The organism is Tessaracoccus lacteus, assembly GCF_029917005.1.
GTDB classification, from domain to species: Bacteria; Actinomycetota; Actinomycetes; order Propionibacteriales; family Propionibacteriaceae; genus Arachnia; species Arachnia lactea.
Genome location: NZ_CP123967.1, coordinates 2,094,795 through 2,108,749, shown reverse-complemented (window position 1 = coordinate 2,108,749; position 13,955 = coordinate 2,094,795). Strand labels below are relative to the sequence as shown.

At 68.8% G+C, this 13,955-nt stretch carries 18 protein-coding genes and 3 tRNA genes; 7 read left to right on the top strand and 14 right to left on the bottom strand.

All coding sequences use genetic code 11. The features are described 5' to 3' along the window. Positions 1-163: 163 nt before the first annotated feature. Both QH948_RS09785 and QH948_RS09780 read right to left on the bottom strand, forming a co-directional pair. Positions 164-745 carry a nitroreductase family protein gene (locus tag QH948_RS09785; protein ID WP_281144210.1) on the bottom strand — a complete coding sequence of 194 codons (582 nt, stop codon included), beginning with the start codon at positions 743-745 and terminating at the stop codon, positions 164-166. 57 nt (positions 746-802) lie between these two features. Further along, positions 803-1,204, bottom strand: a complete 402-nt coding sequence (locus QH948_RS09780) for a VOC family protein (RefSeq protein ID WP_281144209.1) — start codon at positions 1,202-1,204, stop codon at positions 803-805. A 71-nt stretch (positions 1,205-1,275) separates the two neighbouring features. Between QH948_RS09780 and thpR the strand changes: the two genes are divergently transcribed. Both thpR and QH948_RS09770 read left to right on the top strand, forming a co-directional pair. Next, positions 1,276-1,848 (top strand): RNA 2',3'-cyclic phosphodiesterase, encoded by a 573-nt coding sequence (gene thpR, locus QH948_RS09775; protein ID WP_281144208.1) that lies wholly within the window; start codon positions 1,276-1,278, stop codon positions 1,846-1,848. A gap of 11 nt (positions 1,849-1,859) precedes the next feature. Further along, positions 1,860-1,941, top strand: a tRNA-Leu gene (locus tag QH948_RS09770). A gap of 332 nt (positions 1,942-2,273) precedes the next feature. Here QH948_RS09770 and QH948_RS09765 read toward each other — a convergent pair. After that, a complete protein-coding gene (locus QH948_RS09765) occupies positions 2,274-2,927 on the bottom strand; it encodes an IMPACT family protein (protein WP_281144207.1) in 654 nt (217 codons plus the stop codon). Then, on the bottom strand, positions 2,920-3,399 hold the full coding sequence (gene bcp / locus QH948_RS09760; protein ID WP_281144206.1) for a thioredoxin-dependent thiol peroxidase: 480 nt from the start codon (positions 3,397-3,399) through the stop codon (positions 2,920-2,922). Before bcp ends, QH948_RS09765 begins: the two co-directional genes overlap by 8 nt. Before the next feature lie 102 nt (positions 3,400-3,501). Between bcp and QH948_RS09755 the strand changes: the two genes are divergently transcribed. Both QH948_RS09755 and QH948_RS09750 read left to right on the top strand, forming a co-directional pair. Further along, positions 3,502-3,828 (top strand): DUF3618 domain-containing protein, encoded by a 327-nt coding sequence (locus QH948_RS09755; RefSeq protein WP_281144205.1) that lies wholly within the window; start codon positions 3,502-3,504, stop codon positions 3,826-3,828. Next, the gene (locus QH948_RS09750) at positions 3,825-4,148 is read left to right on the top strand and encodes a GroES family chaperonin (RefSeq protein WP_438874088.1); all 324 of its coding nucleotides are present in this window, start codon (positions 3,825-3,827) and stop codon (positions 4,146-4,148) included. Before QH948_RS09755 ends, QH948_RS09750 begins: the two co-directional genes overlap by 4 nt. A gap of 1 nt (position 4,149) precedes the next feature. On the opposite strand, the gene QH948_RS09745 is transcribed toward QH948_RS09750, so the two are convergent. Next, positions 4,150-4,905, bottom strand: coding sequence for an alpha/beta fold hydrolase (locus tag QH948_RS09745; RefSeq protein WP_281144204.1), 756 nt, complete (start codon positions 4,903-4,905; stop codon positions 4,150-4,152). Between the two features lie 68 nt (positions 4,906-4,973). Here QH948_RS09745 and QH948_RS09740 point away from each other — a divergent pair, with 68 nt between their 5' ends. Then, on the top strand, positions 4,974-5,165 hold the full coding sequence (locus QH948_RS09740; RefSeq protein ID WP_281144203.1) for a hypothetical protein: 192 nt from the start codon (positions 4,974-4,976) through the stop codon (positions 5,163-5,165). 9 nt (positions 5,166-5,174) lie between these two features. Here QH948_RS09740 and QH948_RS09735 read toward each other — a convergent pair. Continuing rightward, a tRNA-Arg gene (locus tag QH948_RS09735) sits at positions 5,175-5,247 on the bottom strand. Positions 5,248-5,307: 60 nt separating this feature from the next. Here QH948_RS09735 and orn point away from each other — a divergent pair. Beyond that, positions 5,308-5,946, top strand: a complete 639-nt coding sequence (orn, locus tag QH948_RS09730) for an oligoribonuclease (protein WP_281144202.1) — start codon at positions 5,308-5,310, stop codon at positions 5,944-5,946. 75 nt (positions 5,947-6,021) lie between these two features. Then, positions 6,022-6,097, top strand: a tRNA-His gene (locus tag QH948_RS09725). Here the strand turns inward: QH948_RS09725 and QH948_RS09720 are convergent. The 8 genes from QH948_RS09720 to QH948_RS09685 form a co-directional block, all read right to left on the bottom strand. Next, complete coding sequence (locus QH948_RS09720; protein WP_026926257.1) at positions 6,090-7,769, bottom strand: recombinase family protein; 1,680 nt, start codon at positions 7,767-7,769, stop codon at positions 6,090-6,092. The two genes, QH948_RS09725 and QH948_RS09720, sit on opposite strands and share 8 nt — an antisense overlap. Before the next feature lie 176 nt (positions 7,770-7,945). Further along, the gene (locus QH948_RS09715) at positions 7,946-8,152 is read right to left on the bottom strand and encodes a hypothetical protein (protein ID WP_026926258.1); all 207 of its coding nucleotides are present in this window, start codon (positions 8,150-8,152) and stop codon (positions 7,946-7,948) included. Positions 8,153-8,155: 3 nt separating this feature from the next. Next, on the bottom strand, positions 8,156-8,734 hold the full coding sequence (locus QH948_RS09710) for a hypothetical protein (RefSeq protein ID WP_026926259.1): 579 nt from the start codon (positions 8,732-8,734) through the stop codon (positions 8,156-8,158). Continuing rightward, the gene (locus QH948_RS09705; RefSeq protein WP_026926260.1) at positions 8,731-9,168 is read right to left on the bottom strand and encodes a single-stranded DNA-binding protein; all 438 of its coding nucleotides are present in this window, start codon (positions 9,166-9,168) and stop codon (positions 8,731-8,733) included. Before QH948_RS09705 ends, QH948_RS09710 begins: the two co-directional genes overlap by 4 nt. Positions 9,169-9,250: 82 nt before the next feature. Beyond that, positions 9,251-11,029 carry a type IV secretory system conjugative DNA transfer family protein gene (locus tag QH948_RS09700; RefSeq protein WP_026926261.1) on the bottom strand — a complete coding sequence of 593 codons (1,779 nt, stop codon included), beginning with the start codon at positions 11,027-11,029 and terminating at the stop codon, positions 9,251-9,253. Then, positions 11,026-11,574 carry a hypothetical protein gene (locus QH948_RS09695; RefSeq protein ID WP_026926262.1) on the bottom strand — a complete coding sequence of 183 codons (549 nt, stop codon included), beginning with the start codon at positions 11,572-11,574 and terminating at the stop codon, positions 11,026-11,028. Before QH948_RS09695 ends, QH948_RS09700 begins: the two co-directional genes overlap by 4 nt. Beyond that, positions 11,571-13,055 (bottom strand): putative type IV secretion/conjugal transfer ATPase, encoded by a 1,485-nt coding sequence (locus QH948_RS09690; protein ID WP_026926263.1) that lies wholly within the window; start codon positions 13,053-13,055, stop codon positions 11,571-11,573. Before QH948_RS09690 ends, QH948_RS09695 begins: the two co-directional genes overlap by 4 nt. Next, a complete protein-coding gene (locus QH948_RS09685; protein ID WP_026926264.1) occupies positions 13,052-13,882 on the bottom strand; it encodes a hypothetical protein in 831 nt (276 codons plus the stop codon). The genes QH948_RS09690 and QH948_RS09685 overlap by 4 nt, the downstream gene beginning before the upstream one ends. Positions 13,883-13,955: the final 73 nt, after the last annotated feature.

Genomic DNA, 13,955 nt, shown 5'->3' with positions numbered 1-13,955 from the left:
GGAGGCTTCGTTGCGATTCCCCGGGTTGTGATGAACGTAGAGTCGATCGGCGACCCATGTCAAGAGAGCGCTCTCACGCGTTATGAAGTCGAGACAATCCTTCAGCGTCGGGGCATGACGAAGGCCCGGAGCTGGGAGCTCCGGGCCTTCAGGACGACAGGCGTCAGATGTCGAGGATGAGGGTGAGGTCGTCCAGTTCGCGCCGCGTGCGGGGCTCGAGGTCCCGCTCGCGGACGGCCTCGTCGATGTCGGCGGTCGGGTCGTACTGGCCGACGGCGATCACGGTGACGGGGGTCAGGGCCTTGTCGATGCGGAAGACCGAGCGCAGCTGGTCCACGTCGAAGCCGCCCATCTGGTGGGTGACGAGCCCGCGGTCGGCGGCCTCGATGGTCAGGTGGGCGACCGCCTGGCCAAGGTCGTACTCGGCCCAGCGGACGGGGCGGCCGTCGCGCTCGGTCTCCGCCAGTGCCACGACGAGGGCGGACGCGCGCGGCGCCCACACCTGGTTGAAACCGGCGAGGCTCTCGGCGATCTTGGCGAACGTGTCGGTGCCGCGGCGGGCGACGATGAAGCGCGTCGGCTGCAGGTTCATGGCGGACGGCGCCCATCGTGCCGCCTCGCCCAGCGCGGTGAGGTCGTCGGCGCTCAGGACGTGGGCGCCGTCGAGGGAGCGAGGGCTCCATCGGTGGGCGAGGGGGCTGCTGACGGGAACGCTGGTCTCGTTGCGGATGTCCGTGGCGGTCATGGTGCTCCTTCGGAAGGTCTCGCCTCCACGGTACCCCGCCGTCAGTTGAATGTTAAATCAGCTGGGCGTGCCGGCGTTCACGCTCCACGAGACGCCGAACTTGTCGGTCAGGTCGCCGTAGTGGTCACCCCACATCTGGGGCGCGAAGGGGGTGGTGACGTCCGCGCCATCGCTCAGCGCCGTGAACCAGGCCCGCGCCGTCTCGAGGTCGTCGCCCCAGACGCAGATCTGGATGTTGCCGGAGGGGAGCTCCTCGCCGCTGCGCGGGTCGTCCGAGACCATCAGAGTGAAGGTGTCGGTGGTGAGCTGGCCGTGCATCACCAGGTCTGCGACCGCCGGGTCGGGGTTGTACTCGGACTGCATCGTGATCGCGAGTTCGCCGCCGAAGACCGACTGGTAGAACGTGATGGCCGGCTTCGCCTTGCCTCGGAGGATGATGTAGGGGCTGACTGTCAGCATGGTCGTCCTTTCGTCGTGGACCCGACCCTATTGACCGGGGGTGTCATCGGGCTCCGGTTAGGGTGGACGGCATGGGAGCACGTATGTTCACGGCCCTGCTGCCGCCCGACGAGGTCGTCGGCGATCTCGACGGTCTGCTGGAGCCGCGCCGCGACTCCGACGAGCGGCTGCGCTGGACCCGGCCCGTCGGCTGGCACGTGACCACCTCGTTCATGGGCGACGTCGACCTGTGGCGCGTCGAGAGCCTCGTCGAGCATCTGGCGGTCGCCGCGTCCCACGCAGCTCCCTTTGACGTCGGTCTCAGCGGGGGAGTCGCGTTCCCCTCGCCCGACCGGGCGAAGGTGCTCGCGCTCGCCGTCGGGCTGGGGCGCGACGGGCTCGCCGCGCTGTCGGCCGGGTGCCGACGCGCGGGGTCCAGGGCGGGCGTCGAGGTCGACGGGGCCCGCTTCGTCGGCCATCTGACCCTGGCCCGCGCCAGTCACGGATTCAATGCGACGCGGTGGCTGGAGGTGCTCGGCTCGTTCCCACGGTGGGCTTGGCGGGCCGACGAGGTGTGCCTCATCGAATCGCGGCAGCGGGGTCGCGAGTATGCGGTCGTCGAGCGGTTCGCGCTCGGCGCCCCTGCGCGCGGTGCCCTAGACTAGGCGCGCTTCGAGCCGACGTGGCGAAATTGGTATACGCGCAGGATTTAGGTTCCTGTGCCTTCGGGCGTGAGGGTTCAAGTCCCTTCGTCGGCACTCGTTGAAATCGCGTTGATAAGCCGTGACGATCACCACCTCGCTGCACGCCGACTTCCGCGTGCGATTCGGTGCTACTCGCGAGCCGCCCGCCTGCCGCTCGCGACCACCCGGCTGCCGCGCCGGACCCAGGCGCCACCCTTACTGACAAACGCCACCCTTGTGGACCGACGCCACCCTTGTCAGCACATGCCACCGCCCTGGCGGTGGCATGTGCGAAGAGGGGTAGCGTCTGCGTGTAAGGGTGGCGTCGGTCAACAAGGGTGGCGCCCCACGTCTGTTCGGCGACCGGGCATACGGTCTCGACGGCGGCTTCGCCGTGGGACGCTGACTCAGCCGACCCAGCGGGAGCCGGTCTCCTCGGCGGCGAGGGCACCGGCGGACAACGTGGCCAGCGCGACGCGCAGCTCGTCGACGGATCCGGCGGGCACGGCCACACTGATGTGCGCGCGGTCCGTCCAGTCGACCGAGTCGACGGTGACGGGAGCCCCGGAGGGCAGCGTCAGGCCGCGCAGCTGGTCCTCGACCTGACCCGCGGAGGCGAAGTCTGCGTCGATCCGCAGCAGCGTGGACAGGCGGACCGTTCGGGTGCCCGCCGCCTCGACGGCCTGCGCGACGGCGTCCGTGTATGCCCGCACCAGGCCGCCCGCGCCGAGCTTGATGCCGCCGAAGTAGCGCGTGACGACCGCGACGACATCCGTCAGCCCGACCCGGTTCAGGGCCGTCAGCATCGGCACGCCGGCGGTGCCGGCGGGCTCGCCGTCGTCCGAACTGCGGGCCGTGCGCCCGTCCGGGCCCAGCACGAAGGCGGAGCAGTGGTGGCGGGCGTCGAAGTAGGTGGACCGCCGCTCCTCGATGACGGCGCGCGCGTCCTCCTCTGAGGTGACGCGCCGCATACGCGTCAGGAACCGGGACCGCCTGATCTCCAGCTCGACGTCGACCCCGCCGCCCGGGGCGGCGTCGATGGTGAGGAAGGAGTCAGACACCGAGCTCGCGGCGGAGCTTCGCCACGTGGCCAGTGGCCTTCACGTTGTACTGCGCGACCTTGACGACGCCCTTACCGTCGGCGCCTACCTCGATCACGAACGTCGAGCGCAGCACGCCGACGATCTCCTTGCCGTAGAGCTTGCGGGGGCCCCAGGCGCCGTAGGCGTTCAGCACGGTCGTCTCGGGGTCGGCCAGCAGCGTGAAGCCGAGATTGGAGCGCTCGGCGAACTTCGCGAGCTTGTCGACGGGGTCGGGGGAGCAGCCGAGCACGCGGTAGCCCGCGTCCTTGAAGGAGCCGAGGTTCTCGGAGAAGTCGACGGCCTGCGTCGTGCAGCCCGGCGTCATCGCGGCCGGGTAGAAGTAGAGGATGACCGTCTCGCCGGCGAAATCGGAGAGGGAGACGTCGTTGCCGTCCTGGTCGGGCAGCGTGAACTCGGGGGCCGGGGTGCCGGCCGTCAGTCGTGCGGTCATGGCGGCAAGTGTATCGACTCGCGGCAGGGTCTCGGCACGTTTGGTGGCGCTGCGGCTGGCCCGTGACTATAGGCTGGGGGCAGACCTTCAAGGAGTACGCACATGGCCAATCCGAACGTGCAGCAGCTGCGCGCCGACCTCGCCGCAAATCGGGCCCGCCTCGTCGGCGCGACCAACGAGGTGGCGGAGGCCATCAAGCCGCAGAACATCGCCAAGGAATCAGTGGCCCAGGTCAAGCAGTTCGCCAAGGCCGAGTTCGACACGGCCACCTCCTCGCTGCGCGACGAGCGGGGGCAGTGGAACTACGAGAAGCTGCTGGTCGTGGGGGGCGCCGTGGTCGGCGCAGTCGTGTTCTTCGCGACGCTCAACTCCGTCGCGAAGCGCCGCGCCGTCTCCGTTGCGGCCCGCAGGGCGGCGATCGAGAGGTGATCGACGCGCCCCTGGCCATCCGCATGCTGAATGACCGGGTGTTGGTCGACCCCGACACCGGGGCCGCGGAGCGACGCTCCGGAGGCGGCATCCTCATCCCCGCCACGGTACAGATGGGTCGCAAGCTCACCTGGGCCAAGGTCGTCGCCGTCGGACCCAACGTCCGGTCCGTCGAGGTCGACGACCGCGTGCTTTTCGACCCGGAGGAGCGCTCCGAGGTCGAGGTCCAGTCCCGCACCTACGTCCTGCTGCGCGAGCGCGACATCCACGCCGTCGCCTCGGAGGGCGCCGTCGACGGCGGGACCGGGTTATACCTCTAGCTCAGATGCCGATGCCGTCGAGGAAGTCGCCGACGGCCTCGGCGATGGCGTTCTCCGCGTCGGCGCGCGACACCGTCGGCACGCCGTCGCCGGACTGGGGCCCGTAGCGGCCGAAGAAGCTGTGCACCGATCCCGTCACCTCGACGAAGCTGGCCGACGACGGCAGCAAGTCCGCCGCCCCGAGCACGGTGTCGAGGTCGGCGACCTCGTCGTGCTCCCCGTAGAGCGACAAGACGGGCACCGTCGTGCCGCTGAGGTCGTCGCCGTCGGGCGGGTAGGCGGCCAGCAGCACCAGCCCCGCCAGTGCCTCCGGGTTCTCCGCCGCGTACGAGGCGGCCATGGCTCCGCCGAGCGAGTGCCCACCGATCACGACGGGCAGGTCGTCCGCCAGCTCGTCGGCGACCTGCGTCGCGCGGTCCTTGCCGAGCACCGCGAGGTCGAACGGCATCTCCGGGATGAGCGTCCGCACGCCGCGCGAGGCCAGCGCGTGGCCGAGCCACTCGTAGGCCTGCGGGCGCACCAGGCCACCGGGGTAGAGGATCAGCGCGACACGCGCGTCCACGTCGGCGGGCTCGATCACCAGCACCTTCCCGCCGGCGTCGACCACCGACACCTCCGCCTCGTCGGCGGAGACCACGACGGCGTCCTGCCCGACCATCAGCGTCTCGCGGTTGAGGATGGGCCACGCCCAGCCGATGCCGAACCCGATCAAGGCGCCGACGACCAGCAGGGACACCACTTTCCGGAAGCGCTTCATGGGCGGAAGTATGCCGCGTCTCCGGCCCCGACCGCCCGGCACCGGGTTCCGGAAAGTAGAGTCCAGGGATGGATCGTTGTCCGGGATGTGGGTCGTGGTTGCACCAGGGCGAGGCGTGCTTCGAGTGTGAGGTGGTCGCCGCGCAGCGTTGCGTGTGCGCCGACGCCGACGACGACTGCTGGAGCCGCTGCGAGAACGCCGCCGGATGCGTCTCGATCTTCATGGGTGCCACGACGTCGACGCACTCGGCAGCCGTGTGACCTGCCCGGCGCCCCAGACAGGACTCGAACCTGTAACCGACGGATTAGAAGGCCGTTGCGCTATCCATTGCGCCACTGGGGCTGGCGCGGCTCAGTCTAGCCTCAGTCGCGCGGCTGCCCCGCGCGGACGTATCTTGTAGCCATGAGTGAAAAGCTGGTGTGGATCGACTGCGAGATGACCGGGCTGGATCTGGTCAACGACGCGTTGATCGAGGTCGCGGTGCTCGTGACCGACGGTGAACTGAACGTGCTCGGCGACGGCGTCGACGTGCTGATCAGGCCCACCGACGAGGCCCTCGAGCAGATGGGCGACTTCGTCCGCACCATGCACACCAAGTCCGGCCTCCTCGAGGACCTCAAGGACGGCGTCACCATGGAGGAGGCCACCGCCCAGGTGATGGCCTACATCAAGACCTTCGTGCCCGCCCCGAAGCGCGCCCCACTGGCCGGCAACACCATCGGCACCGACCGCTCCTTCCTCGCCCGCGACATGCCGGAACTGGAGGAGTGGGTGCACTACCGCAACGTCGACGTGTCCTCCATCAAAGAGCTCGCCCGCCGCTGGTACCCGAAGGTCACGCACCTCGCCCCGGCCAAGACCGGCAACCACCGCGCCCTTGCCGACATCCAGGAGTCGATCGAGGAGCTGCGCTACTACCGCGAGGCGCTGTTCGTTCCGGAGCCCGGCCCCACGGGCGAGGACCTGCGGGCCATCGCCGCGAAGCACCGCGGGGCACTGACCGGCAACACGGGCGATGCGGAGGTCGCGAAGGAGGCCTGACCGCCCCCTCGATTTCCCAGCCCCCACCAGGGTGCGCTATTGTTTCCCAGTCGCCTGACGCTGTCGGGCAACATGGTGGGTATAGCTCAGGTGGTAGAGCACCTGGTTGTGGTCCAGGATGTCGCGGGTTCAAATCCCGTTACTCACCCCAAACGGGTCAGGTGTGAACTTGCGACCAAGGGGCCACCCTTGGTCGCGGTTCGCGCCTGGCCCATTTTCTTCGCCTCGGCGGCCCAGCTCAGGGCGTCGGCGTGGAGGCCGGAGAGGCTCAGTCCGTCATACGGGTTCCGGTAGCCGACGCGCACGTCGTTGTCCTCGTCGATGTAGATCGCCCTGAACAGTGCTTGGTTGCACAGTCGGCGGTTCGCGTCGTCGGCGTGCTCGTAGAGGTCGGCAGCGTTGGACAGCAGTTTCAGCGAGTCGTCGAGGTTCGCCCGCGCGTCGGCATAGTGGCCGTGGTGAGCGGTGATCCGGTGCTCGATGGTCTCCAACGACGCGGTGATCCGGTCCTGCTCCTTCTTGAGCAGGTCGAGCGGGATGGCTCCGGCGTAGTGGGCTTGCAGCAACTTCTGCTGCTCGCCTTCGAGTTGGGTTCTCCGGGACGCGAGGTCGGCAAGTTCGGCGGCTCCTTCGGCCATCATCTCGTCGAACCGGGCATGGATCATCGCCGAGACCGCCTGCGTCGTCTCGGGATCGAGCTGCACCTTGGCATAGAAGCGCTCGATGAGCCGTTCGACCTGCTCGATGAGCATCGCCTGCCGGGTGCAGTCGCCTCTGCCACCATGCCTGCTCGCGCACACGAAGTACGGGTAGATCGTGCCCTGGCTGCTCTTGGCGTTGCACACCAGTAGCCGCGAGCCGCACTGGCCGCAGAACACCGTCCCCTTCAAGTAGTGCTCGTGGACTTGCGTTGCATCTGCTGCCGAGCGGTGCGTGCCGAGCACGGTCTGCACCTGGTCCCACACCTCGTTGGGGACGATGGCCTCGTGCGCTCCGGCATAGGTCACGCCCTGGTAGCGGACGCTGCCCTTGTAGTACGGGTTCGTCAGCATCCGATGCACCGACGACTTCCCGATGGGTCGGGACGGTCGCCGCGGCGACGCCGCTGTCGTGAGCCCGCGCGCTACGAGCTCCTGGTGAAGCTGGCTCGTCGTCCAGTCGCCGGATGCGAACACCTGGAACGCCCACCGCACCAACGGGGCTCGCTCCTCGTCGATCTCGACGGTGCGTACTTCCCGCCCGAACTCGTCGCGCACGCCGACGTTGCGGTAGCCGATGGGTGCCTTCGTCACGGTGCCGCCCTGCGCGGCCTTCTGCGACAGACCCTTGACGACCTCGGTGGCGAGGTTGCGGGAGTAGAACTCCGCGATCGAGGACATGATGCCGTGCAGCAGCATCCCGGACGGGGTCTCGTCGATGTTCTCCGTGGCCGACACCAGCGTGACGCCGGCGTCCTTGAGGGCGAGGTGGATGGTCACGTCGTCGGCTCGGTTGCGGGCGAGCCGGTCGACCTTGTGGACGATGCAGTAGTTCGTCTTGTGCTTCGCGACGTACTGGATCATCCGCATCAGTTCGGGCCGGTCGGCCTTGCGCGCGGACTCGCCCGCGTCGACGAACTCCTCGATGATCGTTGCTCCGAGCTGGTCGGCCTTGCGCTGGTTCGCCTCGCGCTGGGCCGGGATCGAGAAGCCCTCCGCCTGGCCGCCCTTCTCCGCCTGCTCCTTCGTGGAGACCCGTAGGTAGGAGACGGCGAATGATCCGGGGAACGGGGTGGGCGCTACGAGGCTGTCTATCGCGGTTCGGTCCGCGTCGATGATCGTCATGGCTCTTCTCCACAGTCACTGGTCCTGCCGACGCGGACTTGTGAGAGCGGATGTTGATCGTGAGAAGAGCCCGAAGGCTGTAGGACTAGGCCGAGTCGGCCACGTTTACTTTGCCTCGCCGTGGCGGCGAAGCGCTAGGACCACAACATCCGCCATCCGCGACGGATGCCTCCATTCTACGACGACGCGCTCGCGGAGGCACGAGGGCGCTTCGGTCGCGTCGATCCCTCCGAACGGCACGCTCCCGACTGTTGGAGCGCCAGGCGGATCAGCAGCTCGCAGAGCTTGTCCAGGTCGGGCGGCTCGTGGAACTCGGCGCGGATCGTCAGCTCGCGCTCGCTCTGTTGACGCTGCCCGGTCTTCCGTTCATAGCGGCGCGCCACGATTCACACCTCGCCCGTCTCCGGGTCGATGCCCGCGAAGAAGGCATCCTCTGCTTCCTGGCGCGCATCCACCATGTCGATCACGAACCGAACGAAGTCTTCGTCGCGATCCGTGATCGGTGAGTCCTCGATGGGCTGAGTGGGGTCTTCACCGGGCCAGCTCGTCTGGCGAGTCGGGCGGTCTCGGTCGAGCCGCGTACCGCAGGCCGACACCCAATCACGAAGGCGGGCACGGGCATCGGCGAAGTCGCGGTGCCAGCCGAGCGGTGCCGACCCATTCTGCTCGGGGTCGTATGCGCACAGCCAGTGCAGGTGCAGCGCCGACAGTTCCCAGAGGAGCTCGGGGTGACGGTGCCAGTAGGGCGGAACGACGCTGGCCGGAAGTCCGTAGGTGTGGCGAAGCCAGTCCACCCAACGGTTCAGTTCGAGCAACTCGGCTTCGAGATCGTTGGCGGTCAGCAGATTCCAGTTGACCGGATGCGGCGGCTCGGGCACGTCGAAACGCGGGGACGCGAGACCTGCCTCGGGTGGCATGTCGTCGTGCTCAGGGTGGAACTGATCGCTCATGGCGGGATCGCTCACATTCCGATGGCAGCCGCGGTGGACGGCGCGGCCTGCTGAGGTCCGGTGAACGCCGCGGCGTCTCGGCCGGAAGTGCGTTCGCTGCGATCCACCTCGTAGCGGGTGCGGGCGAGGTCGTGTCCGATGCGCGTCGCGATGAACTCCTCGCCCTCGTACCGCTGGCCGTTGCGCTCGTAGGAGTAGTCGCGCACCCGTCCGTCGGCGATGATGTTGTCGCCCTTGGCGAGCCGCTCGGCTCCCTGCTCGGCAGCACCGCGATACGCAATGAGGTCGTGGAACGTCGTCTCCAGTTGCGTGAAGGAGTTGTCGGGCTCCTTGCGGTAATGCTCGATGCCGACCTTCATGTAGAGCCGTGCGTCGCCGCGGTCGGTGTAGCTGAGCTGCGGGTCCGAGGCGACAAAGCCGGAGATGGACTGGTGGGTACGAATGGCCATGATGGCGTCCTCCTGAACTCGGGCGACCAGCCGTGTGTGGCCGCTGTGTCAGGCAGGTGCGCTTCGGCACCCAGACGCAGCGTCAGGTGACGGGGCGGTGGCGCAGCAGTGTTTCGAGTTCGTCGCGGTCGCTGCGGAGTTGCGCGGCATCGGGGCGAGTCGGCCAGGCGCGGAGGTCGGTGACGATGGGCGGCGCGGAGCGCAGCATCGCAATGCCGGTGCCGAATGGCAGGGTGCGGATGCGGTCTGGCGGCAGGATCGGGACGCGGCGGATCGAGCGCTGGTTGGAGCGGGTGCCGTGGTCGCCGAGTGTCACGCTGTCGGTGTACTCGTCGCGCTCTCCGATGAGCGTGGAGAGGTCTTGGAGGTCGCGGCTGTTGGATGCGCCGCCGAGGATGATCTTGACGATGCTAGCGTCCCAGATCGCGCCGGCCTGGTGTTCACTCCACCTGTCGCGAGCCTGTGCGAGGGACTGCAAGACCGGCATGGTCGTGATCCCGGTGCCACCGCCTTCGGCCATGAGCGTCGGCAGTGACGGCAGCGGTGCGAGATTCCCGATCTCGTCGAGCGCGAGCAGTAGCGGCGGGTCGAGCCGTGCTCCGGGCGAGCGGGCGGCAAGTCGGCGGGCGGTTTCGATGAGGTCTTCGACGAACGCCGCGACCAGCGATGCCGAGGCTCCTGCTCCTGCTCCGGTGGCGAGCAGGTACAGGGTGCCTTGTTCGGTGAGGAAGGTCTCGGGGTCGAAGTGCTCGTGCGGGCCTGGCGTGACGGCATCGAGCACGCGCGGGTCGGCCAGTGCGGCCAGTGCGAGGGAGACGCCTTGCCAGATGCTGTCGCGGGTCTTGGGGTCGGCGTCGATCATCGCGGCCAGGGAGTCGTCCCAGCCCATCGCCGCGTTCGGGTGTGAGTTGAGGATGGCGACGGCTTCGGACGCGGCGCTGGGGTCGAGGGTCCATCTGAACAGCTCGGCTGGCTGGCGGCCGTCGAGCGCGGCGGCATGCAGCAGGCTTTGGAGTGCGGTGCGGGTTTTGCCTTCCCAGAACCCGCCGGACTCGACCCCTCCGGCGCTGAGTCCTGTGGCGGCTGCGAGGCCGTTAGCGCGGATCATCGCGGTCAGCGGATCGTCACAGCCGCGAATGGGCGACCAGCGCAGCCCGGCGGGGATGCCTTCGGCGAGGTGTTGCGGGTCGAACACCGCGACCGGTCCGCCCCTGCGGCGTCGGGCGCGGAGGGTCGCGGTGAGGTTGTCGGGCCTGGTGCTGGTGGTGACGACCGCTCCGGGTGCGTCGAGGATCGCGTTGATGACGACATGTAGGCCCTTGCCTGAGCGGGGTGGGCCGATCAGCAGGATCGAGTCTTCGACAGATGCCCAGACCTCCGTCCCGCGACTGGCACCGAGGAGGTAGCCGACATCCTGCGGGGCTGGTGATTCCAAGGAGGGGCGCAGTGTGGCCGCGCGGTGCAGCAGTGCCTTCGCGGATGCTGCGGTCTTGACTTCATGGCTGGTCGCGATCCCGGCAAGGCGGTGCGGGTCGGTCTCGGTCTTCCGCGTGTGGCGGCGCAGCACGATCCACACCCAGACGATCCCGGTGGCGAGTCCGCCGAGCAGTGCCGCGCTGACGAGCCAGTAGGCGACCGGGTTGAGACCGTCGGCACCGAGCGCGGTTGCCGGGTCGCCGGGGTTGAACAGCACGGCGAGTCCCGCCGCTGCGCCGGCGTCTGGCTGGGGTGTGCCGGTGAGGAACGCGGCGACACTGCCACCGGCGCGGAGAACGAGGGCGATCCCGAACATGCCGATCAGCCCAATGAGGGCGGCATTGGTGAGTTCGTCGCCCATGCCCCCGGCCTGCCGCTGGTTCATGTCAGCCGCCGCACCGCGAGCGTGCCCGAGATGCGCCCGAACAGGATCACCTCGTGTGTGCCGTCGGGTAGGTCGTCGAGGTCGATGAGCGTCCGGGCTTCGCCGGTCCCGGTAGCGTCGGTGTGGGAGACGATCGTCGCGACAGCGACATCCTCGCCAGGCACGAACCCGCCCGCGGTGACCTCAGCCAAGCGCGGCACCCGTCGGGCGTGGCGACTTCGACGAGTTTCCGGCGCAGGGGTCTCGGACGGTGCGACTGCGCGTCGGGGTTTGCGGGTGCGGAGGATGTCGGTGAAGACGCTGCCGTCGTTCTCGCGCACCTCGACTCGGACTGCGATGGTGCGGTCGTTGGTGATGGCATCCATGAGCGGCCCGAACGTCGCGCGCGTCCAGTCGCCCGCGTCCGGCGACGCGAACGGTGTTCCATCGACCGTGGCGGTGAGGGTGCCGTCTGCAGCGACGGTGACGAGGACGTGCGGCAGCTCGACGGGAGCCGTGGCATCGTCTTCGTTCGGGGTGGATCGGCGCGGGCCGGTGAGGTTCATCGGTGTCCTCCTGCGGCGCGGCTGCTGGTGTCGAACAGGGCGAGTTCGTCGGGGTGGAGTTGGTGCTGGCAGACGAAGCTCCTGGCCTTGATCCGCCACAGCCCTTGGCCGACGCCAAGGTTCGGCAAGAGCTGCTGCTCCGTGCCGGTCAGACCGAGGGCGGTCGCGGTCGGTCCGAGCTGGTCGGACTCCTGCCGGTACACGATCCGCGTTTCCGCGTTCGCGAGTAGTGAGTTCGCCAGGGAGCGCATGGCTGAGCCTTGGTCGCCCACGTTGTCGAGGTCGGTGAGCTTGTGGAAGATCAGCATGTTCGCGATCCCGTAGTGCCGCGCGAGTCGCCAGTGCGCATCCATCCGCCGCAGCAGCGCTGGATGGGACATGAGCCGCCAGGCCTCGTCGTAGATCACCCACCGCTGTCCACCGTTCGGGTCGAGCAGCGCGGACTCCATCCACGCCGACGAGCACGTCATCAACACCGAAATGAGCGTCGAGTTCTCGGTGACGCGCGAGAGGTCGAGCGAGATCATCGGCAGCGACGGGTCGAACGCGACCGTCGAAGGCCCGTCGAACAGTCCGGCCAGGTCGCCGGCCACGAGACGGCGCAGCGCGTGGCCGACGAGCCTGCCGTCCTCGGCCAACCGGCCGTCGGCATCCGCGCTCGGGGCGAGGATGCGGTCAACGACCATCGGCAGGATCGGCACATCGTTCTCCCGCACGGTCTGGGTCAGGGCGATGTCGATCGCGGTGTGCTCCAACGGCGACAATCCCCGCGCGAGCACGGTCTCCGCGAGTGCGCCGATCAGGTCACGCCGTCGGGCTGCGACAGTGGACGCCCATTGCTCATCCGAGAGACCGCTGGGCCGGTGGCCTTCATCGAGCGGATTCAGGCGAGTGTTGAGTCCGTGACCGAGGACGATGGCGCGTCCACCGACGGCGTTGGCGACGGCGGTGTGTTCGCCCTTCGGGTCGCCGGGCACGTATACGCGCCGTCCGAACGGTAGCGAGCGCGTGTAGAGGGACTTGGCCAGCGATGACTTGCCGGAGCCGACGATCCCGGCCAGCACCACGTTGGGTGCGGTGATGATGCCGCGTGCGTAGAGCACCCACGGGTCGTAGACGAAACTCCCGCCCGAGTAGAGGTCTTGGCCGACGAACACGCCATCGGCGCCGAGACCGCCCTCGGCGACGAACGGGTACGCACCCGCCAGCGTCGCCGACGTGTCCTGATGCCGCGTCAGATGGAACCGGCCCGGAGTGCGCAGCCGCGCAGCGCCGGACTCGCCTGCCTTCGGCAGGTAGACCGTCGCGCGGCGCTCGGCACGCTCCTCCTCGGCCTTTGCCTTCGCGGCGGCGAGCGCGGTCCTTCGCTGCTCGGCGTGGAGTCGGGCCTCGGCCTTGCGGCGCTGCTTGCGGAGCTTCCGCCGCTCCTTCGACGGTGCCACCAGGACAGCGGTATGCAGCCGCGCGCGATCCTCGGTCACCGCACCAGCCCCCGCGACTGCTTGACCGCCGTGATCTTGGCCGGCTCGAACCACGACCCATCCCGCTTCGGGGTCGGCGGGTCGGCTCGCTTCGGAGCGCCCGGCGACGAGTACGACACCAGAAGCTCCGGCCCCGGCTGCACCGGAGCCGGTTCGACCAGCTCGGCATCCTGGGGCTCGGCCTCTGGTTCGGTGTAGCGGCGCAGCAGCGAGACGTAGCCGATATGCGGGTTGACGACCAGCGCGTAGTCGCCCGAGAGCGCAACCCGATCGTTGGTGCCCTCGCCGGGCTTGTCGTAGACATACCCGTTCTCCAGCGCGGCCTGCGTGGTCTCGTCGCCGTAGTCCCACTGCGCGAGGAAGTCCACCGCATCCACGTGTCCCAGCTCGCCCAGGATGTGCAACGGCCGGTCGGCCTCCTCGCCCTGGAGGAACACCACGCTGACCCACCGCGACGGCATGACCTCCTCGACGGCGGGCTCGGGGTGCCAGGCGATCCGCCCCGCGGCGATGAAGCCTTCCGCGAGCCGGTCGTGGGCCCGGTCGACGAGGTTCGCGGCCTGACGCAACTCTTCCGCAGCAGCGAGCGCCTCCCGCACGCCTGCCTCGTGGCTTCCGGCGTCGTTGAACGCGTGCGCGGCCTTGCGCTCGTGAACATCGGCGATCTGGTCGAGCGCCTGCCGCAGCGAGCGCATGCCCGAGGACAGATCACCGATCACCCCGTACATCTCGGCGGGCTGATCGAAGCCCCGGCTCGCGTGCGCGAGGCCGCGCAAGGCTTCGGACGCCTCGGCGGCGTCGGCAGTCGAATCGAAGAACGTAGGCATGGTGACCTCCTGGTGCCGTATGACGGGGAGGTGCGCACCAGCGAACGGAAAATGTCGGTGGTGCGGCCTAGCG

Coding starts and splice junctions, on each gene's coding strand:
- QH948_RS09755 (WP_281144205.1), top strand. CDS start 3,502: ATGGCCAATCCGAACGTGCAGCAGCTGCGCGCCGACCTCGCCGCAAAT.
- QH948_RS09745 (WP_281144204.1), bottom strand. CDS start 4,905: ATGAAGCGCTTCCGGAAAGTGGTGTCCCTGCTGGTCGTCGGCGCCTTG.
- orn (WP_281144202.1), top strand. CDS start 5,308: ATGAGTGAAAAGCTGGTGTGGATCGACTGCGAGATGACCGGGCTGGAT.
- bcp (WP_281144206.1), bottom strand. CDS start 3,399: ATGACCGCACGACTGACGGCCGGCACCCCGGCCCCCGAGTTCACGCTG.
- QH948_RS09685 (WP_026926264.1), bottom strand. CDS start 13,882: ATGCCTACGTTCTTCGATTCGACTGCCGACGCCGCCGAGGCGTCCGAA.
- QH948_RS09780 (WP_281144209.1), bottom strand. CDS start 1,204: ATGCTGACAGTCAGCCCCTACATCATCCTCCGAGGCAAGGCGAAGCCG.
- QH948_RS09700 (WP_026926261.1), bottom strand. CDS start 11,029: ATGAACCAGCGGCAGGCCGGGGGCATGGGCGACGAACTCACCAATGCC.
- QH948_RS09740 (WP_281144203.1), top strand. CDS start 4,974: ATGGATCGTTGTCCGGGATGTGGGTCGTGGTTGCACCAGGGCGAGGCG.
- thpR (WP_281144208.1), top strand. CDS start 1,276: ATGGGAGCACGTATGTTCACGGCCCTGCTGCCGCCCGACGAGGTCGTC.
- QH948_RS09705 (WP_026926260.1), bottom strand. CDS start 9,168: ATGGCCATTCGTACCCACCAGTCCATCTCCGGCTTTGTCGCCTCGGAC.
- QH948_RS09695 (WP_026926262.1), bottom strand. CDS start 11,574: ATGAACCTCACCGGCCCGCGCCGATCCACCCCGAACGAAGACGATGCC.
- QH948_RS09785 (WP_281144210.1), bottom strand. CDS start 745: ATGACCGCCACGGACATCCGCAACGAGACCAGCGTTCCCGTCAGCAGC.
- QH948_RS09720 (WP_026926257.1), bottom strand. CDS start 7,769: ATGACGATCATCGACGCGGACCGAACCGCGATAGACAGCCTCGTAGCG.